21 protein-coding genes are annotated in these 21,448 nt (G+C 43.7%); 13 read left to right on the forward strand and 8 right to left on the reverse strand.

Translation table 11 applies throughout. The features are described 5' to 3' along the window. The first annotated feature begins 430 nt into the window (after positions 1–430). From IP510_RS12785 to IP510_RS12810, 6 genes are all read left to right on the forward strand, one after another. Positions 431–1,489 carry a TRAP transporter substrate-binding protein gene (locus tag IP510_RS12785; protein WP_194365215.1) on the forward strand — a complete coding sequence of 353 codons (1,059 nt, stop codon included), beginning with the start codon at positions 431–433 and terminating at the stop codon, positions 1,487–1,489. An 18-nt stretch (positions 1,490–1,507) separates the two neighbouring features. Beyond that, positions 1,508–2,035 carry a TRAP transporter small permease gene (locus tag IP510_RS12790; RefSeq protein WP_194365216.1) on the forward strand — a complete coding sequence of 176 codons (528 nt, stop codon included), beginning with the start codon at positions 1,508–1,510 and terminating at the stop codon, positions 2,033–2,035. Further along, positions 2,032–3,321, forward strand: coding sequence for a TRAP transporter large permease (locus IP510_RS12795; protein ID WP_194365217.1), 1,290 nt, complete (start codon positions 2,032–2,034; stop codon positions 3,319–3,321). Before IP510_RS12790 ends, IP510_RS12795 begins: the two co-directional genes overlap by 4 nt. Positions 3,322–3,465: 144 nt before the next feature. Further along, positions 3,466–3,684, forward strand: coding sequence for a dodecin family protein (locus IP510_RS12800; RefSeq protein ID WP_194365218.1), 219 nt, complete (start codon positions 3,466–3,468; stop codon positions 3,682–3,684). Between the two features lie 162 nt (positions 3,685–3,846). Next, the gene (locus tag IP510_RS12805) at positions 3,847–4,896 is read left to right on the forward strand and encodes a 5'-nucleotidase (RefSeq protein ID WP_194365219.1); all 1,050 of its coding nucleotides are present in this window, start codon (positions 3,847–3,849) and stop codon (positions 4,894–4,896) included. A gap of 38 nt (positions 4,897–4,934) precedes the next feature. Then, complete coding sequence (locus IP510_RS12810; RefSeq protein WP_194365220.1) at positions 4,935–5,534, forward strand: rhomboid family intramembrane serine protease; 600 nt, start codon at positions 4,935–4,937, stop codon at positions 5,532–5,534. A gap of 139 nt (positions 5,535–5,673) precedes the next feature. On the opposite strand, the gene IP510_RS12815 is transcribed toward IP510_RS12810, so the two are convergent. The 4 genes from IP510_RS12815 to IP510_RS12830 all read right to left on the reverse strand — a co-directional run bounded on the left by IP510_RS12815 (position 5,674) and on the right by IP510_RS12830 (position 10,794). Next, positions 5,674–6,222: a hypothetical protein gene (locus tag IP510_RS12815; protein ID WP_194365221.1), complete on the reverse strand. Its 549-nt coding sequence runs from the start codon at positions 6,220–6,222 to the stop codon at positions 5,674–5,676. Between the two features lie 159 nt (positions 6,223–6,381). Further along, a complete protein-coding gene (locus IP510_RS12820) occupies positions 6,382–8,250 on the reverse strand; it encodes a sodium:solute symporter family protein (protein WP_194365222.1) in 1,869 nt (622 codons plus the stop codon). Between the two features lie 4 nt (positions 8,251–8,254). After that, positions 8,255–8,515 (reverse strand): DUF4212 domain-containing protein, encoded by a 261-nt coding sequence (locus IP510_RS12825; protein ID WP_194365223.1) that lies wholly within the window; start codon positions 8,513–8,515, stop codon positions 8,255–8,257. Between the two features lie 641 nt (positions 8,516–9,156). Further along, the gene (locus IP510_RS12830) at positions 9,157–10,794 is read right to left on the reverse strand and encodes an electron transfer flavoprotein-ubiquinone oxidoreductase (protein WP_194365285.1); all 1,638 of its coding nucleotides are present in this window, start codon (positions 10,792–10,794) and stop codon (positions 9,157–9,159) included. A 600-nt stretch (positions 10,795–11,394) separates the two neighbouring features. On the opposite strand from IP510_RS12830, the gene IP510_RS12835 reads away from it, so the two are divergent. The 4 genes from IP510_RS12835 to IP510_RS12850 all read left to right on the forward strand — a co-directional run bounded on the left by IP510_RS12835 (position 11,395) and on the right by IP510_RS12850 (position 14,989). Continuing rightward, a complete protein-coding gene (locus IP510_RS12835) occupies positions 11,395–12,060 on the forward strand; it encodes a DUF1285 domain-containing protein (protein ID WP_413786492.1) in 666 nt (221 codons plus the stop codon). Between the two features lie 333 nt (positions 12,061–12,393). Beyond that, positions 12,394–13,287 carry a glutamate racemase gene (murI, locus tag IP510_RS12840; RefSeq protein ID WP_227669774.1) on the forward strand — a complete coding sequence of 298 codons (894 nt, stop codon included), beginning with the start codon at positions 12,394–12,396 and terminating at the stop codon, positions 13,285–13,287. A 160-nt stretch (positions 13,288–13,447) separates the two neighbouring features. Next, a complete protein-coding gene (locus IP510_RS12845) occupies positions 13,448–14,449 on the forward strand; it encodes a DUF4062 domain-containing protein (protein WP_194365226.1) in 1,002 nt (333 codons plus the stop codon). Positions 14,450–14,689: 240 nt separating this feature from the next. Continuing rightward, the gene (locus tag IP510_RS12850) at positions 14,690–14,989 is read left to right on the forward strand and encodes a hypothetical protein (protein WP_194365227.1); all 300 of its coding nucleotides are present in this window, start codon (positions 14,690–14,692) and stop codon (positions 14,987–14,989) included. A gap of 115 nt (positions 14,990–15,104) precedes the next feature. Here the strand turns inward: IP510_RS12850 and IP510_RS12855 are convergent, their stop codons facing one another. The 4 genes from IP510_RS12855 to msrA form a co-directional block, all read right to left on the reverse strand. Continuing rightward, the gene (locus tag IP510_RS12855) at positions 15,105–16,565 is read right to left on the reverse strand and encodes a lytic murein transglycosylase (protein ID WP_194365228.1); all 1,461 of its coding nucleotides are present in this window, start codon (positions 16,563–16,565) and stop codon (positions 15,105–15,107) included. Positions 16,566–16,843: 278 nt separating this feature from the next. Beyond that, on the reverse strand, positions 16,844–17,557 hold the full coding sequence (locus IP510_RS12860; RefSeq protein ID WP_194365229.1) for a DUF1499 domain-containing protein: 714 nt from the start codon (positions 17,555–17,557) through the stop codon (positions 16,844–16,846). Positions 17,558–17,616: 59 nt separating this feature from the next. After that, positions 17,617–18,276 (reverse strand): thiopurine S-methyltransferase, encoded by a 660-nt coding sequence (gene tmpT, locus IP510_RS12865; protein ID WP_194365230.1) that lies wholly within the window; start codon positions 18,274–18,276, stop codon positions 17,617–17,619. A gap of 120 nt (positions 18,277–18,396) precedes the next feature. Next, positions 18,397–18,918 (reverse strand): peptide-methionine (S)-S-oxide reductase MsrA, encoded by a 522-nt coding sequence (gene msrA / locus IP510_RS12870; RefSeq protein WP_194365231.1) that lies wholly within the window; start codon positions 18,916–18,918, stop codon positions 18,397–18,399. Between the two features lie 260 nt (positions 18,919–19,178). On the opposite strand from msrA, the gene cmoA reads away from it, so the two are divergent. The 3 genes from cmoA (at position 19,179) to IP510_RS13790 (ending at position 21,392) form a co-directional block, all read left to right on the forward strand. After that, positions 19,179–19,976, forward strand: a complete 798-nt coding sequence (gene cmoA / locus IP510_RS12875; RefSeq protein WP_194365232.1) for a carboxy-S-adenosyl-L-methionine synthase CmoA — start codon at positions 19,179–19,181, stop codon at positions 19,974–19,976. 50 nt (positions 19,977–20,026) lie between these two features. Then, positions 20,027–21,106 carry a tRNA 5-methoxyuridine(34)/uridine 5-oxyacetic acid(34) synthase CmoB gene (cmoB, locus tag IP510_RS12880; RefSeq protein ID WP_194365233.1) on the forward strand — a complete coding sequence of 360 codons (1,080 nt, stop codon included), beginning with the start codon at positions 20,027–20,029 and terminating at the stop codon, positions 21,104–21,106. 112 nt (positions 21,107–21,218) lie between these two features. Continuing rightward, positions 21,219–21,392: a DUF1176 domain-containing protein gene (locus IP510_RS13790; protein ID WP_227669764.1), complete on the forward strand. Its 174-nt coding sequence runs from the start codon at positions 21,219–21,221 to the stop codon at positions 21,390–21,392. Positions 21,393–21,448: the final 56 nt, after the last annotated feature.

Below are 21,448 nucleotides of genomic sequence, written 5' to 3' on the forward strand. Positions count from 1 at the left end.
CTCAGAAGTGAAACATCGTTGCGCCAATGGTAGTGTGGGTTCGCCCATGTGAGAGTAGGTCATCGTCAGCTCTCTATACTGAAATATCCCCCGACTAGTTATCTAGCCGGGGGTTTTTCTTTGCCTAAGAAAAAGTGCCAGTGTGATATCTAATTTAGCTTGCACTTATGATTCAAAATTCATAAGTACATTTTTTGAATTAGCGAATATATGTGTTTATATAATATATGGTTTTATGAATATATTTCCTGTTGATATAATCAAAATGATTTGACTTATATCATTATAGCTGCTAATTTTAAACTAGGTTTTTATTACAGGTATGTAAAATATATATTAAAACCTTGTAAATGATTGGGTCTAGTATGGATTGAATTATTTACTTATGAGGTTTTACTCCTATTCTCATAATTATCAAAAGGAATTGATAATGAAGTTAGCTCCTCTTTTTTCAATTGGTGCTTTAGCCGCTATTAGTCTTCTCGGTTGCTCTAACCAGTCTGCTGACACTGCTGATGGTTCATCAGCCACTTCTCAAGAAACCACTGTATTGCGCTTTTCACATTTTTGGCCTGCTACCTCATCTATTAGTACAGAGGTCTTTGAACCTTGGGCTAAGAAAATAGAAGAAGATTCTAAAGGTCGTCTAAAAGTTGAGCTCTATCCATCAGCGGGTCTTGCTAAAGCAGATGTTACCTATGAATCTGCTGCAAAAGGTACGATCGATATTGGCTCACAAGCACATGGCTATACCAACGGTCGTTTCCCTTTAACTCAAATTACTGAGCTCCCGGGATTGTCAAACTCAGCCAGCCAAATGGGCTGTATGCTGCAGACTCTTTATGATGATGGGACGCTCGCTAGTGAGTATGAAGACTCTCATTTGCTATTTATGTATGGTGGAGGCCCTGGTGCGCTTCACACTACGGATAAGCTAATTCGTACGCCTGCGGACATGAAAGGCATGCGCATTCGCCGTCCTTCTGCAGTCGCTGGTGACATTATAGAAAGTGCTGGTGCTTCTCCAGTAGGTCTACCTGCAAATGATATGTATACCTCTTTACAGCGCGGTGTCGTTGACGGTTTGAGTTTCCCTTGGGAGGCGGTAACAGCCTTTAAGATTGACGAGATTACCAAATATCACACCAATATTCCTTTTTATAGCTCAGCACTGATGGTGACTATGAATAAGGATAAGTATAATAATTTGCCTGATGACTTGAAAAAAGTTCTGGATGAAAATTCAGGAATGGCGCTTGCTAGTAAAGTTGGTGAGGTATTTGATAAACATGACAAAATGGCTATTCAAGCTGCTAAAGATAAAGGTGATGAAATTATCGAAATTCCTGATCCACTAAATGATCCAGATTGGAAAGGGCCACTTGAAAAAGGAACGCAAAAATACCTAAGTGATGTCAAAGCTTTGGGTCTAGATGCTGATGGTGTTTATGCAAAAGCAAAAGCTGCTAGTGCTGCTTGTAAGGTATAACCCATTGGGAGGTATCACGTGGCATTTCTAGTCAAAATCAGCCAAACAATCTCACGCCTATGTCAATTTATTGGCGGCGTGAGTCTCATCATCATTGTCCTCACTACTATGCTCGACGTCGTCGCCCGCTATATCTTTAAACTTAGCGGCGGTGAGTTTGGTTTTACGGTTAAGGGCAGCGTCGAGATCGTCTCCTACTTTATGCTATTTGCCCTGTTGGCCGCCTTTGCTGCCTTCGTTGAACGCTCACAAATCATCGTCGATGTGTTCACTCAGAAGATGCCCCAATCTATCAAAGGCTACATGATGGGAATCTTCATGATGGGCTTCTTTATCATTGGTATCGTCTTCTCATGGGGACTTTATGAAAGTGCTATTGATGCTGTCGAGTATGGCAAAGTCACCCAAGATTTGCGCATTTCTATGATGCCTATTTATGCCCTTAGCGCCTTTTTAAGCATTCTGCTTGCCATTCGCTCATTGATCGAATCCATCAACATCTTTAAAACAGGCGAGTTCTTTGACGCCGAGGAGACAGGCGCATGAGTCCAGAAATTATCGGCGCTATTGGCTTAATTGTCATGATCTTTCTCGTCTTGTTCCGTGTACCAGTCGCCCTTGCCATGTTAGGCGTTGGACTTGTCGGCTTTGGTGCTGTTACAGCCCCCAGTGGTGCGCTGCAAATGCTCAAAGACATCCCAGTTGATGTCTTAGCCAAATACGACTTTAGTGCCATTCCGCTGTTTATTCTCATGGGGGTGTTTGCTACCCACTCAGGTATGGCAGGTAAATTGTTTGAGGCCACTCGTACCATTTTCGGCGGAGTCAGGGGCAGTCTTGGTATTGCTGGTATTGGCTCGTCCGGTATCTTCGCCTCTATTTCAGGATCATCGCTCGCCACTGCTTCTACGATGACTAAAGTCGCGCTGCCACAAATGGAGAAGTACGGTTATCAGCCAGGGTTTGCCTGCGGTATTTTGGCCGCTGGTGGGACGCTCGGCATCATGATTCCGCCTAGTATCGCATTACTGGTCTATGCCATCTTAACTCAGCAATCAGTAGGTGACATGTTCATCGCAGGGTTCTTACCCGGTATGCTGGGTATGGTGATGTATTCCATCACGGTGATGGTGATGGTACGTTGGAAACCGCATCTAGCAAGACGTGGTGAGCCAACCACCTGGAAAGCCAAGTTTTTGTCATTGACGGGTCTAATACCTTTTAGCTTTATCTTTATTGTGATTATTGCCGGTATCTTCTTTGGTCTATTTACGCCAACAGAAGGCGCGGCTGTCGGGGCGTTTGTCTCTTGGGCATATGCGTTTGCCAAAGGCATGCGTTTAGATGGTTTAAAGCAGTCGTTGATTGAGACGCTGGCACTCTCTGCGGTGGTGTTTTTTATGCTACTGGGCGCAGAGGCATTGGGGTATTTTATCTCAGTATCACGTCTGTCTTATTCACTGGCTTCTTGGATTGGTGGGTTGGCAGTCAGTCCGATGATTGTGCTGATCTGCATTTTGATCATGTACTTTCTATTAGGGCTATTTATGGATGCCCTAGCGATGCTAGTGATTACGATTCCTGTGGTCTATCCGATTATTTTGGCCTTAGGGTTTGATCCAGTATGGTTCGGTATCATTGCAGTATTGACGGTGGAGCTTGGGTTAATCACGCCGCCGATGGGGATGAATATCTTTGTGATTAAGGCGATGGCGCCGCACATTAAGTTGGCTGATATGTTTCGGGGAGTGGCACCATTCATTGTGTCCGATGTGATTCGACTGGTCATATTGGTGATGTTCCCTGCTATTTCGCTTGTGCTATTGGGATAAGTCATACATAAAATAACATAGAATCATTGTTGTGCATTCGGTATAGCGCTAGAATAATTGAGAGATAAAATGTTGAGTCTACGTTTTTATCATCATTTTATTTTAAAAAAACTATTCTAAAATCAAATGGATGCGAAAAATATTATGACTATTGCTAAGAATGTTGAGATCAGCAGTACTTCTGAAACCAGCTTTGAAGATGCTATTCAACAAGGTATTGCGAGAATCTCTAAGACTGTTAAAAATGTTGAAGGCGCTTGGATAAAAGAGCAAAAAGTAGGTGTCACTGATGGAAAAATCAGTAAATATCATGTCATTATGATTGTAAGCTTTGTCATTGATGACGGTACTGATATCAGCTAAATATTGATCAAGATCAAAAAAGACTGCCATTGCAGTCTTTTTTTTGCACAAAAAATGTGTATTAGCGGTCTTAATATGAGTGCGAGTAGCTACACGGCTAACTCATATATATAGTAAAATAAATTCTATAATTCTCATTACTTATCATAGAAGCACACATTTATGGCCGTCGATTTCAGCAATACACTTATCGTTGCAATTTCTGCGACGGCACTTTTTGATCTCACAGAGTCAGAAAACCATTTACTAGAACTATTAGAGCAGAGACCTGCAAGCGCAATCAAAGAGTTTCGTGACTACATGATAGAGCGTGAAAATGAATCTCTGAACATCGGTGCTGGCTATCCGTTAATCAAGGCGTTGCTAAACCTAAACAATTATTGCGAAGATAGTAAGCGAAATTTAGAGCTTGAAGCACCTCTCGTTGAAGTCGTGATTGTCTCAAAAAGTAGTCCAGATACTGGCATTCAGGTGCTTAATGCAATTCTAGAGCGCAATATCAATATTTCACGTTCGGCATTTATTTCAGGCAGTCCGGTTGCCCCCTATATCAAAGATTTTAACGTAGATTTGTTTTTGACCACCAATCGTGAAGATGCGCAGCAAGTGGCTGATGCCAATATCTGCGCTTGTGCGATATTGGATGCGACCCCTGTTAATACTTATGAGCTGGACACCGATCAGCTACGCATTGCCTTTGATGGGGATGCAGTGCTGTTTGATGATTCAGGAGAGCTGCTCTATAAACAAAAAGGCCTGCGTGCTTTCCATGATCGCGAGTCACAGCTGCGTGATTTACCAATAGAAAAGGGGCCTTACGCTGAGTTATTGATTAAATTATCCAACTTACAGAAGCGTCTGCCTGCTGGTTTGCAATACTCTCCAATCAAAATCGCGCTTGTCACCGCCCGTAATGCACCAGCAGATCTGCGAGCGATCAAAACGCTGCGTGAATGGGGCGTAAATGTGGATATGGCGTTTTTTTTGGGAGGGCTAGAAAAAACTGCCGTGCTGAGAACGTTTGCGCCGCATATCTTTTTTGATGATTCTATTCAGCATATTGATGCTGCACGTCACTTTATCCCGACCGCACTGGTGCCTTATCATTCGACGTCGTTGTTGCATAGTAATAGTTATTTGAATGCGGATACAGACACGTCACCTTTATCATTTATACCCGCTGTGCGCCCACCATTTGCAGTAAATCACTAGCAGACATATAACATTAGAGCAAAGGAATAGGACGGTCTATGAATTGGCAGCAGTTGCTTAGCTTAGTAATGGCAAGACTGAAGCAAGTCGTTGGCTTGTACGCATTTGTACTCATACCGATGTGGGGCATGTTTTTATTAAATGAAGTGTTTTTGTTTGGACTGTGGAATATTTTTGGTATTGTCCCGCGAGCATTAGATGTGGGGAGTATGATAGGGGTATTTGCGTCATGGACGATGCATGGCAACTTGTCCCATTTGACTGGCAACACTGTGACGCTGTTGCAGATTTTATTTTTGTTTGGACTGTTTGAAAAAAATGCCTATCGTACTGTGATTAAATTGGTGGTCGCATCAGGTTTAGTCACTTGGGTGCTTGGCTCACCTTCTTCTATTCATATTGGTGCATCAGGGCTGTGTTTTGCAATGCTTGGTTATATGATAGGCGGCGCTATATTTGCACGGCGCTGGGGTTATTTGATTGCTTGTATCGTGATGGGGGCAGGGTACTGGCTCACCATCAAAGAAGGTTTAATGCCACAAGAAGGCATCTCTTTTGCCGCCCATTTCGGTGGTTTATGTGCGGGGCTACTGCTAGGTGCCAATTCTAAGCACACTTATGCGGCACCGTCTCGCTAGTATCATCAGTAAGAAAAGTAAAGTAAATAAGGCGGTATTTTCAGATTTTTTACTTGTCTAAAATACCGCCTTATCATCATATGTCTCTTTTAATACTTTACTACTAATGGATTGCCTGTTCTAAATCTCTCTTAATTCGTTAGCTTTGTTTATCAGTGCAAATACTGATAAATAGCGGATCATCTGTTGCTAGGTCTCGCCATGCAGTCGTTTGCTTTACATGTTCATCAATGGATAGCGTATTGCCTTTCTCAGGTATAACGTAGTCTGCACGTGCAGGAATACTACAATCGATAACTTGAGGGACTGTCTCTACAGCTCTTCGTCTTTCAAATAGATATAAATTGAATAAATGTATATCTGGGTTATCGACTTGTACACTCGCATTTCCAATATCGGCAGCGATAAACCGTAATATTTGCGGCTTAGCGTAAGACCATGGGCGGAACCACTCCGTGCTTTTCGCTGTTTTGACGACTTCTACACCTTTTGGTAGCTTCTCCACTTGTTGACCATACCAGCTGTACTCCTGGTTTATCTGAAATGCAAACATACCAATAGCAGCAAATAAGGGAATCAGCCATTTAGGGGCACGTTTGCCTGCCAGTTTGCTGAGGTGAGTTATGATAAGTGCTAGTCCAGCCATGCCAAATGCGGCAGCGATGGTAGCGATAAACTCAAAAAGCATAAAATATTCCTTAATGCGTGAGATATGTTTAATTGAACTTATTGGATAAAGGAAGAATCTAAGATATCGTTATTATAGCGCCAAGATAAAAAAATCACTCACAAGCAGTGACTGCCTGTGAGTGATATATTAACAAAAGATATATCCTCAGTTGCAAGCTTAGTGGTCGACTGCACCGCCAGCACCACGTGGAGAACGTACGCTCTCAACCAACTCTTGGATATGTGCTGGAGGTGGCGCAGTAGCATAAGATACGGCGAATGCTACGATAAAGTTAAGTAGGGCACCAATTGCACCAAATGATAGTGGTGAGATACCAAATAACCAGTACTCTTCGGTATCAGGGAAGTTAGCAGTACCACTGATGAAGAACCAACCTTTGAACATAAAGATATAGACAAGGACGACGATCAAACCAGTCAACATCCCTGCAATAGCACCAAGATTGTTGATACGTTTAGAGAAAATACCCATCATCAACACAGGGAACAATGAGGAGGCCGCAATACCGAAGGCTAAGGCAACAACCTGCGCAGCAAACCCTGGTGGGTTAATACCTAAGTAGGTCGCAACAACAATCGCCACACCCATCGTAATACGAGCATATTTTAGCTCTTGTTTATCAGTGATATTTGGGTTTAGGTTACGTTTGATTAAGTCATGACTAATCGCTGATGAGATCGCAAGGAGTAGTCCAGCTGCTGTCGATAGTGCTGCTGCCAAACCACCTGCTGCGATAAGACCAATCACCCATGATGGCAGATTCGCGATTTCTGGGTTAGCAAGTACTAAGATATCAGCGTTTACATCAAGCTCGTTACCTGCCCATCCGGCATCAGCAAAACGACCATCAAGCTCTGCATCATGTGCAATGCGAGCTTTTTCTACCGCTGCAGTTGCAGTAGCAACATCGCCACCGTCAGCTTCAGCCGTATTAAGGGCTATTTGAGCGGCACCAAGTCCACTGTCGCTATATAACTGGATACGACCATCATTATTTAGATCGTTATACTTAATGAGACCGGTCTCTTCCCAAGTTTTCATCCAGTCAGGACGCTCATCATTGAGAATAGGCTGATTTTCGACACCTTGTGGATAGATAGTATCTACTAAGTTTAAGCGTGCCATCGCACCAACGGCAGGCGCTGTGAAGTACAGTAGCGAGATAAATACCAATGTCCAACCTGCAGTCCAGCGTGCATCAGCCACTTTAGGAACCGTAAAAAAGCGAATTATAACGTGTGGCAAACCTGCAGTACCAATCATGAGAGTCAAGGTAAATAGCACCATGTTTAGCTTGTTAGGTACATCAGCCGTATAGGATGCAAAACCTAAGTCAGTAACCACTTGATTCAGCTTGGTCAAGATAGGAACACCTGATTCTACATGGTTTGAGAACAAACCAAGGCCTGGAATAGGGTTGCCCGTTAATTCGAGTGAGATGAAAACCGCAGGAATGGTATAAGCAATCATTAGAACGACATACTGTGCAACCTGCGTGTAAGTAATCCCTTTCATACCGCCCAGTACCGCGTAAAAGAATACAACGACTGCTGCGATAATCAGACCAGTGGTACTTTCAACTTCTAAGAAGCGCGAGAATGCAACACCAGCACCAGTCATCTGACCGATAACGTAAGTGGTCGAGGCAGTAATCAAACAGACAACCGCAATCATAGCTGCCGTCTTGGAATAAAAGCGATCACCAATGAAATCAGGAACGGTGAACTTACCAAACTTACGTAAGTAAGGGGCTAAGAGCATCGCAAGTAGAACATAACCACCTGTCCAACCCATCAAATAGGTAGAAGCACCATAACCGCCAGCAGCAATAAGACCTGCCATTGAGATAAATGACGCCGCACTCATCCAGTCAGCAGCGGTTGCCATACCGTTAACGACTGGATGGACACCGCCGCCTGCCACATAAAACTCACTGGTCGAACCAGCACGGGCCCAAATCGCGATACCGAAATACAGAGCGAAGGATAGACCCACAAATATAAGATTAACTACAAATTGACTCATGGGGCTATTCCTCGTCTACGCCATATTGTTTATCTAACTTATTCATACGCCATGCGTAAAAGAAAATCAGAATAATAAACACCCCGATGGATCCTTGTTGGGCAAACCAAAAACCCAAGTCGGTACCACCGATCTTGATGCCAGCCAAGAGGGGACGTAATAAGATAGCAAAGCCGTACGAGCATAGCGCCCATACAATTAAGCAGCCTCTAATGAGACGGATATTGGCACGCCAATAACCGGATGGATCGTTATGATTTTCCATGGGACAACTCCTTTTGTCTTACCCAAAAAATACCAACAATATAAAAAGAACAGCGATTATTCTTTATCACTAACGAACAGTATAAAAAATAAATAGGTACTGCTTTATATGGTGAAAACGATGATGCATCATGATCTATTTATCTGTCGTTTTTGCTAACGATAAATGTGTGTTTTGGCAGCATGCTGCGCACATAGATAAAAGGTGTTGAATGGTAAAAACAGTGTCTATCGAGGAAGGAGGGCATGACTATCCTATGTCTTTTTATGCTCTTGTCTTCCTAACAAGAAACTTTGCGCTTTCAACGCTTTAAATCATTGTACTGATTACAAATTATAAAACGGCATAAGTGAATATAGGATTTATCTGAGTACTAGTCAACAAATTTCATTGAAAACCATTGCATATTCATTTCAGAGAAAATACCGATAGGTGGTTTGGTGGATTATATTTAAAGTATCAGATGCACTAAAACGATACGACAAACGCCTTTTTTACACCACTGAACCATCATTTAATATATTTTGTAGCATATAAAATATGAAGCATATTTATTTGACAAATAAAGCTATAAGCACAAAAAAACCGCCCTTATTATTAAGAGCGGTTTTTTATTGATTTCTATTTATCCAAATCATAGATTACATGTTTGGATAGTTAGGGCCACCGCCACCTTCTGGCGTTACCCAAGTGATGTTCTGTGACGGATCTTTGATATCACAGGTTTTACAATGTACACAGTTTTGCGCATTGATGACAAACTTGGCACCTTCAGCGTCTTTGACCACTTCATAGACACCTGCTGGGCAATACAAACGCGCAGGCTCAGCATATAGTGGCAAGTTGATTGAGATAGGTACGGTTGGATCAGTGAGCTTCAAATGCGTTGGCTGATCTTCTGCATGGTTGGTGTTAGAGATAAACACTGACGACAGTTTATCAAAGACCAGCTTACCATCAGGCTTGAGGTACGTTGGCTGATAGGCGTGGTTGGCACGCTCTAACTGATCGTAATCTGGGATATTGTCATGTAGGGTAAATGGCATTTTACCTTTTAACAAGTTGTGCTCGATAAAGGTGAATGCGCCTCCCATGAACAGCCCCATGCGATGTATCGCAGGCGAGAAGTTGCGCGACTCATAGTTGTCTTGATACAGCCATGATTCTTTATACATGGTGCTATAGGCAATGACTTCATCGTGCTGACGACCGGCTTGGAGCGCCTCAAAGATGGCTTCGGCTGCGAGCATGCCTGACTTCATCGAAGTATGAGTACCTTTGATTTTTGCAGGATTTAAGAATCCAGCATCATCACCTACCAACACGCCACCTGGGAAAGTGAATTTTGGCAGTGAGTTGAGGCCACCTTTGGTCAAAGCACGTGCGCCGTAAGAAATGCGCTTACCGCCTTCTAAAACATTCTTGATAACAGGGTGTGTTTTTAGACGCTGCATTTCATCAAATGGCGAGACATATGGGTTGTGGTAAGACAAGTCGGCCACCAAACCAAAACTGACTTGGTTGTTTTCATCAAAGTACAACCACCAGCCACCTGTTGAGCCAGTTTCGGTTAATGGCCAACCAAGACCGTGCATGACCACGCCTTGCTCATGCTTTGCAGGATCGACATCCCACAGCTCTTTTAGACCGATACCATAATGCTGCGGATCAGAGTCCTTATCGAGATCAAAACGGCTGATGAGACGTTTACCCAAATGACCACGGCTGCCTTCGGCAAAGACAGTGTACTTGGCAACCAACTCATAACCCGGCTCAAAGCTAGGCTTGGCCTCGCCATTGGCAGCCACACCCATATCACCCGTTAATACACCTCGTACTGAACCATCGTCATTGTACAAAATGTCATCTGCAGGGAAGCCTGGGAACATCATGACCTCTAGCTCTTCTGCCTGCACGGCCAACCAGCGAACGACATTGCCCAATGAGACAATATAGTTGCCTTCATTGTGCATCGGCCCTGGAATCAATGAGTCAGGTACTTTGGTCGAGCGAGTAGCAGAGTTTAGGTAATAAAAACGATCTTCAGTCGCTGGCACGTTAAGTGGTGCGCCTTTTTCTTTCCAATCTGGAATCAGCTCATTGAGAGCACGTGGCTCGATGACAGCACCTGATAAGGTATGGGCACCGAACTCAGAGCCTTTTTCGACCACACAGACCATAAACTCATCATTGCCCGCTTCAATAGCGAGCTGGCGCAGACGAATGGCAGTAGATAGACCGGCAGGCCCGCCACCAACGATAATGACATCGAACTCCATTGACTCACGTTCGATCTCAGGCTCTGCTGCTACAGGCTCTACGACTGGGGCCGCGGCAACTGGTTTTGGTGTCTCTGTCGCTATAGCGGCGTCAGTTGTCACAGGGTTGCCATCAGTGACTGGCGTTTGATTGTCTTGCTCTTGCATACCTACTCCTAAACTTTTAGTGGCTTATCTCAGGGCATCATTAGCTTAACAACCGAATAATAGACTTGCGGTGCTAATGTCGCTCAGACATATGGCTGCCCGATAAAACTGTCTTTACGGTATTGGTTAATACGTTACTGCTGAGGATAATTTATTCAAAGATATCAACACATAACATGCGTCATCAATAAAACACCCGCTTGACCATTTCAATAAAAAATCGTTACTCATTATAAAAGAAAAGTCCTACAAACACGATACGCATTTATGAGTATAGGTGCTAAGGTAATATCAAGGCAATAAGGGTGTTTAGGCGATAGGGTTTTATCATACCCGAAACTAAAATTTATAGTAATAATAGATTTGCCAAACTTTGAATAATAAATAAAGGATTTAGTAATGAGTAATGACAATACTAAGGTAAATGAAAGTAATAAAAATAAGGCTGAGCCTATGATGGATATGCCTTCTAGCTTAAACAATGTAGATGCATTGAGCCAGTATCTAAAGTCTACTACTGGGACACGTGAAGGTCGTGCGATTCCACCACTCGAAAAATGGCATCCTAAAGAGATAGCTGACATGGATTTGACCATTAAGGCTAATGGGGAATGGTGGCATGAAGGCGGGCACATGACCCGTGAGTCATTAGTCAGCTTGTTTGCCACTATTCTATGGAAAGAAGACAATAATGGCGCGACGGAATACTTTTTAAAAACACCGGTACAAAAGATTCGTATTCAAGTAGAAGATGCACCGCTCTTGATCAATGATGTCGGTATCGTAAAAGAGGACGATATAAGCTGGTTGGAGTTTACAACGACCACAGGCGACGTGGTACGTTTGGATGATGAGCATCCCATTACATTAAAAACGTATCAGCCTGAACATCATGATAGTACAGAAAACATCAGTGCCAGTGAAGGTACACCAGATACGACCACTGAAGCACAGGTACGCCCTTATATGCCCGTTAGAAATGGGTTGGATGCGCTTATCGGCCGCAATACTTTCTATCATTTGGCAGAAATTGGTGAATTGACAGAAGATAATGGCACGACCATACTGACGCTACAGAGTGGAGGGCAGTCTTATACCTTGTCAATGCCATCTCACTGAAGACTAAAATTGGCGGTCTTTGAGTCCTTGTACTATAGTCAATCCTCTATAAAAAAGTTACAGCGTTAACCTCACTTGAAGTATTACATATACATCTGCGCTCGGTTGCCTTGTACCTCTTTTAAACTGAATCAACTATATCAATAATATTTACCTGTTTATGCAATAAAATTTTGACTGTAGGGCTTGATGGATGAATGGTTTGAGAAAATTGATGGTTTATATATATAACATGGCGGCACAATAAAGATGGATATGACCGCAACTCATACGATGAAGAAAATGAAAGCAAGCTTAGATGTCTTTAGCAAGGATTCTGTTGACGCTAATTCAATGGATAGACTTGGTCGTAATACGATAGTAACTGACAAAGACCGCAGTGCCCCCATTGGCTTATTTGATTCGGGTATCGGCGGCTTGTCCGTTTATCTACATTTAGCGCAGCAGCTCCCCAATGAGTGTTATGTGTATTATGCAGATACCCTAAATGTGCCTTATGGTGATCGGGATAGTAAGGATATCGAGACCCTGACGCTCAAAGCCGTAGAGTGGCTATATCAGCAAGGTTGTAAGATGGTTATCATCGCATGCAATAGCGCGTCAGCCTATGGCTTGGAGACAGCAAGGCGATGCTATCCACAACTGCCTATTGTCGGTCTGGTACCCGCACTAAAGCCTGCGGTACTGGCTAGCAAAAGCGGCCATGTCGCAGTCCTTGCGACTAAGGCGACGTTGAATGGGTCACTACTGAATGATGTCGTCGTCAATGTAGCCAATCCTAATGGTACGGTGGTGACTAAATACTTTGATCCCAAACTGGTACCTTGGGTCGAGTCAGGTATGTCAGAAAATGACGACACGGCTCAAAACCTACGCCATCAGCTACAAGTGTTTGTAGATGAGGGTGTGGATCAGTTGGTACTGGGCTGTACACATTATCCTTTCTTTAAGACATTCTTATTAAATGAAATTATCCAAAAGCAATTACCCATACAAATCGTTGATTCTGGGCAGGCCATTGCTGAACGAGTCAAACAGCTGTTGCTATTGAATCAGCTATCAGCCCCCTTAAATGATGCAGAGGGAACCCATGACGAAAAGTGTCAGACGGGTAATAAGATTAGATTGCCATTAACTTTTCATGCTACCAAGTATAGTGATAAACTAGGCGCGTTGGTTGAGCGCTTACTTGGCGAAGAGACGTCATTGCAATACTATTCTGAATAATCATTCCCAAATGTACTGATATAGATGCCTGTATCGTCGTATTTGTCTAGCCAAAATAAACTGAGTGCATCTGGTTGATAGTGTGCTAGGCTGTGCAAAACGATACATTTGTACTCCGTTTCATACTTTTCTATGTCATAAGTCAAACTTAGAGGTAATTGTGCCAAATCGCCGCTATCATATTCATGTCATATGCGCTGACAACGATCAGTTGTTGGTTTTAGACAGCTTGGCGATATTTTTTCAGGCACGTGCATTTTTGACTTATGATGTTTCTAGCAAATTATCAAAAGCCTCACTATACGGTCGTCAATGTATCGACGCTTGTGACTATGCTGTGATGATTATTGGAGACAGTTATGGAACTGTCCAAAAAAACGGTGTGAGTCAGATGCATTTAAGTTATCTGAATGCCAAAGCAAAGACCAAACCCTTATTTATCTTAGTTAAAAATCACTATCAAGAATCAGGCCTTAGCCGTCAGCTACAAGAATTTATTAAGTCAGTCACTAGGCAAGAAAACCAAATATATTACTATGATACAGAAGATGACATTGAGCCGTTGATGGTGCAGGCTTACTATAAAGCAGTGGCCAATCATAAAGTGATGGGCGGCTGGGTGAGAGCCGACGAAGAGCTCATTAAGCTCAGCAGAAAATCCATTATTGAAAAAGCGCTGGATTCTGCGCCTACTGACATAAAAGCAGATAAAGACAGTGGTGACGATGAGAGTTTCGCGTCAGATAATGTCAGTCAACCAATTGCATTGCTGAAATCCTTTGACATTCAGTATAGCGCCCAAGCGTATGAAGGTGGCAACTTGACCGATGTGACTCGAGCAATGACCCTATCTTGGCAAGAAATACTAGATGCACTCATGAAAATTCCTTCCACTTTTTCCAGCTATGGACTGCAAAATACGGTTAATCGTTTGATCACTGAAAAAGCAGAAACAGACATTAAAAAAGACATGCCCAATGTCCATGCGGTTGCCCGTTGCCAAATCTCTCAATCCGATATGAACAGTTTACAGCGCCAGCTGGTGAGTGCCAACTGGATACAGCTCATGACCTATGGCACGCGGGTCTCACAAGAGCTATGGAAATTGACATTCTATGCAAAAAACTTATCCAAACTCAGTACGTCTGCACCCCTCGAATAACCCTAAGTATCTATTGCTATCTCTCCAACTGGCTAATGGACTGTCTGTCATACACCTTGATGTCCAAGTCATGGCTACGTTTTGTAATACAAAGCATACGTGTCAGCGGTTGTGAATCGATTCAAGACCCGTAATAATATGGGTTAGTAAATGATCGACAGAAAACAGACAAAATATGATCGTATAAAAAGTATTCCTATAAAAAGTATAATGACATTCATTAATGAAGGAGAGCACACCATGAGCAATGCTAAAAATGATGCACTACTAACAGAACTTAATGGCTTAGAGAAAACCATGCATGATTCCGAGCAGTTTCATACATTAGAAGAGCAAGTGGCAGATATGAAACGCCGCGGTATCGATCCTAGCCAAGCATACAAAGATTTGGATAGTAAAGCTGAGAGTGAAGATTGGGGTGATGCGACGTGGAAAGAAAACGGTAAGTGGGAACCGAAAACGGCTGCTGACTTAGATGATAAAGCCCGCGAAAACTGGGATGGTGACAATGGCAAGCCAAACCCACCACCTATCGTTTAAGGGGTTACTCTAGCATTTGACAGTCCATATGATTTGTTGCATAAGTCGAAATATAAAAAGGCCACGCTAACCATAGCGTGGCCTTTTTATATGCTAAAGATAAGATTAGTTAACCCTATGAACCTTCATCGATACGGACGAGCTTTATGGTGCCATTAGCATCAGTCACACGGCGATAGCGTGTATTGCCAGACGTTGATGGTTGAATAGTGGGTTGCGCCGAGTAGGTATTAGGGGTCGTTGTCTGTCGCTGGATTAGCAGCCCCATGCGGTCGGTAGAGGCAGGGTTTAACGGTTGGCTGTTTGCAGGCTGGCCATATTGAGTTTGATTTGGCGCTGCATTGCCAACGATTGCACGATAGAATTTTTGCCCTGCGCGGCCATCAGCGGGGAATATACCTTTGCTAGATTGGTACTGCTGGATAGCAGTACGGGTATTGTCGCCGATGATGCCATCGACTCCACCAATCTCATAACCGGCATTTAATAATGCTTGCTGAATTTCTTTAGATTGCTGGCGGCTGATACCAGGGTCATCTGTTGGCCATGCCGTGACAAAGTCAGTTTTGCTACTGTCTTCGCGGGTGATTAGGTCTGATAAATGAGCGATGGCCAGTGCATAATTTTCTGAGGCATTATACGAGTAGAACGTATCAAAGTTTTTTCCGACCAAAAATGCAGGGCCTTCGATACCTGCAGGTAGTAATAGACCTGCGCTGCTCAAATCAGAAGGCAGCGAGCCTCCATTTGCAAGGGTTAGACCTTGATTACTCCAATAACTCATCGACTTTTTGTTTTTACGGTCAGAGGCGGCCCAAAACCCATCAGGAAGTTTGACTTCATAACCCCAAGGTTCACCAGTGCGATAGCCACGGTTGTCCAAGAAGTTGGCGGTAGAGGCGAGCGCATCAGGCACGCTATTGACCAAATCACGGCGTCCGTCGCCATCGAAATCAACGGCTAGCTCTAAGAAAGTACTTGGCATAAACTGCGTTTGACCAAAAGCGCCTGCCCACGAGCCGGTCATGTCATTTGGCGCGATATCACCATTTTGAACGATTTTGAGTGCATTGGCGTATTCGCCTTGGAAGTAACTCTGACGACGATCAAAACAAGACAGTGTCGCTAAAGACTCAAACAAAGGCTTTTTGCCCAAGGTCTGACCAAAGTTAGACTCAACACCCCACACCCCTAAGACGTGTTCAGCCTTTACGCCATAACGCGATTCGATTTGTCGTAGCGTGTCGCCCCATTGACGTTTGGCGCGGACACCGTCTTCGACGCGCTCTTTATCGACCAGTGATGAGAGGTAGTCCCAGACGTCCTTTTGAAATTCTGGCTGATAATTGAGCGACTGAATCACGCTAGGATCAGGCTGACTTGGGCGATAGTTATTAAAGGTAAAGCTGTCAACATCGCGAAACTTGCTAGAGTTCTTTAATCCATCTAGGCATTGTTGCAGCTCACTGTTAGATAAGTCGGGTGCTGGCGGCTGAGCAGCTTGAGCGGTGCTGGCAAGGCTGAATCCAACTGCTAGGCTAAGCAGGGACAAAGTAGAAAATGGCGTCATACGCATGGGAATATCCTATAAGTGTTAAAAATACGGGTGCAAAAAAATAAATCAAGCATTCAATACGGTGGTCAAGCTTTAGAGTACCCAATATTTGGTACAAAGAAAAGATATCGCAGGGCTCAGACTATAAATCATTACTCTAGGTTGATATATGCGTGAGGTTAAGGTTGGTTGGACAATGTGATATCTGTGTAATGCTTGGACATATATGCCCTCGGTCAATCCTTAGTACAATAAATAGTCTGTATTTTGTTGATAGTGAACTAATTATATAAAGTTCATTATTTATTCAAAACCACATCCAACTCATCTATCAATACATGAATACGCGCCGCATTTTTACCCAAATCGCTACCACCAACGCGTGATTTGCTGCGGATATCGACCAAGCGTTCGCTGCCATTGTCAGTCACACGAACCACCACATCATCTTTAAAGCCAAACCAAACAGTTGTATCTGTCGCTTCGATAATGCCTTTGTCAGCATCAGTGTTTACAAGCTCCCAACCCAAATTATTAATGGCTTGTTCGGTCGCCTTGACCAGCTCAGGCTGTGATTGAGAGTAAGTAAGCGTTTTCAGCTCTGGATAAGCCTCGCGTTGCTGTTCTGCGACCTCGATGCCAGCGTATTCAACAGGGTTTGGCGCATCAGCGCGTAGCGGAGCGATGGCGATAAATGACGGCGGGTTGACTAAATCGGTTGAAATGTCATGGATAGGCGGTACCTCTTTGGCTTTGCTCATCATGCTAATAGGAACAATGATGGCAATCGCAGAAAACACGACGGCTATGACCGCACTGCCAATCGTGATGGTTTTACGCTTTAGTATCACTTGTAGCGCAAACAGTACCAGTGCTGCAATACCTGCATAAACACCAAATTTGAATCCAGCAAATGCAGTGCCCAATTCGACAACCCCATATTTATAAAGAGGGCCTGCCAGTGCAACCAGCAAAAACGCGATTAAACTTATGATACTTACTAAAACTTTCATTAGAACGCTCCGTTATTCTTTAATAGCTGCTCAATCGCTATGCTTATGTGCTCAGCATTTTAGTTAGGGTTTAACAGCCAGACATACTCTGTGACCGTTAAATCAGATGTCGATCCTATAGATGTAGGTTCGCTCGCGAGTTCGCTGATTTGATAATGCTCGCCATAATACTGCTGTACTTGCTCATCACTGATAGAGAAGGGTGGTCCACTCTTTTTACTTTGGTCATAATTGAGCGTGATTAATAATTGCGGAGCATCGCCACTAATTTTATGTATCTGCTCGCTATACGCTACCCGCATATCCGCAGGTAGCGCAATCAATGCCGCTTTATCATAGACGGCATCGATAGTGCCAATATCATCAGCCGTTAACGCAAAGATATCAGCGACCCATAAGGTAATGGTTTGTCCTGATAACTGACCTTGATAATATTTGAAAGTAGAAGTAGTGGTGTGCTCATGTACGGCGGGTACAATATTTTGTTCAGTAAAAAATGCTTGTATGGCGGATTCAATCAGTTCAACACCAATCACATCATAGCCTTGCGCTGCTAGCCATCGCATATCAATAGATTTACCACACAAAGGGACAAAGACACGACTGCCAGCTGGCAACTGCAAATCTGGCCAATACTTGATGAGCCACGGATTGACGGCAGATTGATTAAAACCAATGCGACCTTCTTGCCAGCGTGATTGCCAAAATTTAGGGTTCATAGACTATTCCTAACATGTCACTGTCATAGAGCATTGGTGACCATCATACCGCTAAACGCAATAAAAAAGCCAAGCGTATAAACCCTTGGCTTTTAAAACGTATAACATGGCTTTCAGTGTTTAATCCACCATATATTGACTGAACTCTTTGCGCAATTTGATAAGCTTTGGCGGTATGGCAAAGTTGCAATATCCTTGTCCTGGATTCTTGTTAAAGAAGTCTTGATGAGTCTCTTCAGCTTTATAAAAATCAACGGCAGGATGTACTTCTGTGACCACGTTCACGCCCATATCGCGTAGTTTATTGATGGTACGGTCAACCGTTGGTTTTTGATCTTCATCAGTGTAGAACACCACACTACGGTATTGACTGCCCACATCATTGCCTTGGCGGTCTTTGGTGGTGGGGTCATGAGTGACAAAGAAGGCATCTAAAATCACTTCGAGCGGCACGATAGAGTCATCAAATTCGACTTTAATCACTTCGATGTGGCCTGTCGTTCCGCTACAGACATCTTCGTAATTGGCAGAGACAGCGTCACCGCCCATGTAACCTGAGACGACAGATTGTACGCCTTTCACGGATAAAAACACGGATTCGGTACACCAAAAACAGCCACCGCCTAAGATAATGGTTTGCATAGTTTTTCCTATTATTATAGATATGAGTTAAGGGTTATATTTGGTAGTAATGTGTTCGTTTTTCAATGCTTCTTTTAAACGCCTCACCACCTTCAGCCCTATTTATTCAGCTTAGCAGGTGAGCCAAAGGCGATAAGTAACAAACAGTAATGTTATAATGGGCTTTTGCTACGTTGCTCAGTTTTAAACTGACAATGACGAGCAAAACTACCAAGCAAAAACCACCAAATATTTCCTAATTTAAGTTCTATTATCCAAAAATGAGCCACCCCATGAGCCAGTCTAAGCCTACTATCAAACATGACACCCTATTTGACAAACCATTTACCACACCGCTGGATAAAGCGTCGCGCTTTTCATTTGATGAGCAGGTAGTGGCTTGTTTTCCCGATATGATACGTCGCAGTGTGCCTGGTTATGGTCAAGTGCTGGCGATGCTGCCTATCTTTGCCCGTCGTCATTGTAAGTATCGTCAGCAAGGTGATAATGGTCAACGCGTTAGCCGGATTTATGATTTGGGTTGCTCACTTGGCGGTGCGACGATGGCGCTAGCGGGCGAGTTTGAGCCGCAGGATTTGCAGATTAAGGCGATTGATATCTCACCGGCGATGACGACCGAGGCGACCACGCTGCTAAGTGAGAACTATCCTGAGCACGATATCGAAGTGATTACTGCTGATATTCGTGACGTGACGCTTGAGCCATGCGATATGGTGATTTTGAATTTAACGCTACAGTTTTTGCCAGCGGCCGATAGAGTCGCGGTACTAGAAAATATTTATGCGGCATTAAGTGAAGGCGGTATATTGGTACTGACTGAAAAAACGCACGCGTTTGATGAGCAGTATGATGCATGGTTGGTTGAGCGTTATTACGACTTTAAACGTGCCAATGGCTACACCGAAATGGAAATCAGCGGCAAACGCAATGCATTAGAGAATGTCCTTATCACCGATACCTTAGATGAGCATCATGCAAGATTGAGCGATGTTGGCTTTAAACGTCATCTGACATGGTTTCAGTTTTTGAACTTTGTTTCTGTGGTGGTGTTTAAATAATCCTTACTTTTAACACAGTTATTTCTCAATCAATACGGTAACCTGCTTTTATGCTCAACGACACTATCATCAACGCCGAACGCGAATTGTATTTAACCTTGCTAGAGCTAGCACAGCAGCAGCCGATCGCTTATGAGTGGCTTAAGCAATTACCAACATGGCTAAATGCTATCAAAGATAAAGCTAATTATGCGCATGCGCCTGCCTACCAAGCATCGGTGGCACGATTGCCAACACTAACCGTCAATAATGTCGATCTAAACAGTGATACCTTGACGATTGACGCGAGTCTTAATGAGTCTGAGCACAAACAAGCAATGGCACTGCTCAAGCAGTTGATGCCATGGCGTAAAGGGCCATTTCAGATTGGTGGTCAAATCGGCAGTCAAAGCGATAGCGAAGCTGCCGACTCAATATTGATAGATACCGAGTGGCACAGTGATTGGAAATGGCAACGGGTTGCGCCGCATTTGGGTGAGCTAAAAGGTCGCCGAGTATTAGATGTGGGCGGTGGCTCTGGTTATCACGGCTGGCGTATGGCAGGGGCAGGGGCGGATACGGTCATTATCGTTGATCCATCATGCTTGTTTTATCATCAGTTTATGGCGATTCGTCATTTCGTTGGTACAGCAGATGCTCATACTCATGGTCATACTAAGGACAGGGGCCGTTATCGCACGCATTATATTCCTGTACCTTTAGAAGCACTGCCTGAGCATAGCCAGTTGTTTGATACCGTATTTAGCATGGGCGTGCTTTATCATCGCCAGTCGCCATTTGAGCACTTGCAGCAGCTTCGAGGTCAGTTGGTCAAAGGCGGTGAATTGGTGCTTGAGACATTGGTCATTGAAGGCGATGCCAATACCGTACTGGTACCGCACGATCGTTATGCACAAATGAACAACGTATACTTTTTGCCATCTGTCGCAGCATTAATTGGTTGGTTAGAAAAAGCGGGATTCTCAGACGTACGCTGCGTCGATGTGGCAGTGACTTCGACAGAAGAGCAGCGTAAAACGGAATGGATGACTTATCATTCGCTAGCAGACTTCTTGGATCCTAATGACTCGACTAAAACCGTGGAAGGCTATCCTGCCCCGATGCGCGCGACACTGATTGCCAAAAAATAGCTTGTCAGGGTAGTAGAGATACCATCAGTCAGCATAAGCAGTCGCCAACATAAATGACAGTCATAACAGATATCAGCCAACATAAGCTGCAATCAAACAAGGGTGAGAGATTATGAAAACAGTAATGGCTTTGATGACGATTGGTTTGTTTTCACTACCCGCTGTGGCATCAGATGCGTATGGTGATCCCTTTGAAGGCTGGGGTTTTGTCAAAGATGATTGGCAAGTGGTTTGCGACAACACGCTGTCCTGCCGAGCAGTGGGTTACGCAGATGATGACCAGTAGGACAAGCCTATCTCGATCTTATTAACTGCGATACCGAAAGAGGCTTTGCCTACAGG

Source organism: Psychrobacter sp. NG254 (genome assembly GCF_015277735.1).
Classification (GTDB): Bacteria; Pseudomonadota; Gammaproteobacteria; order Pseudomonadales; family Moraxellaceae; genus Psychrobacter.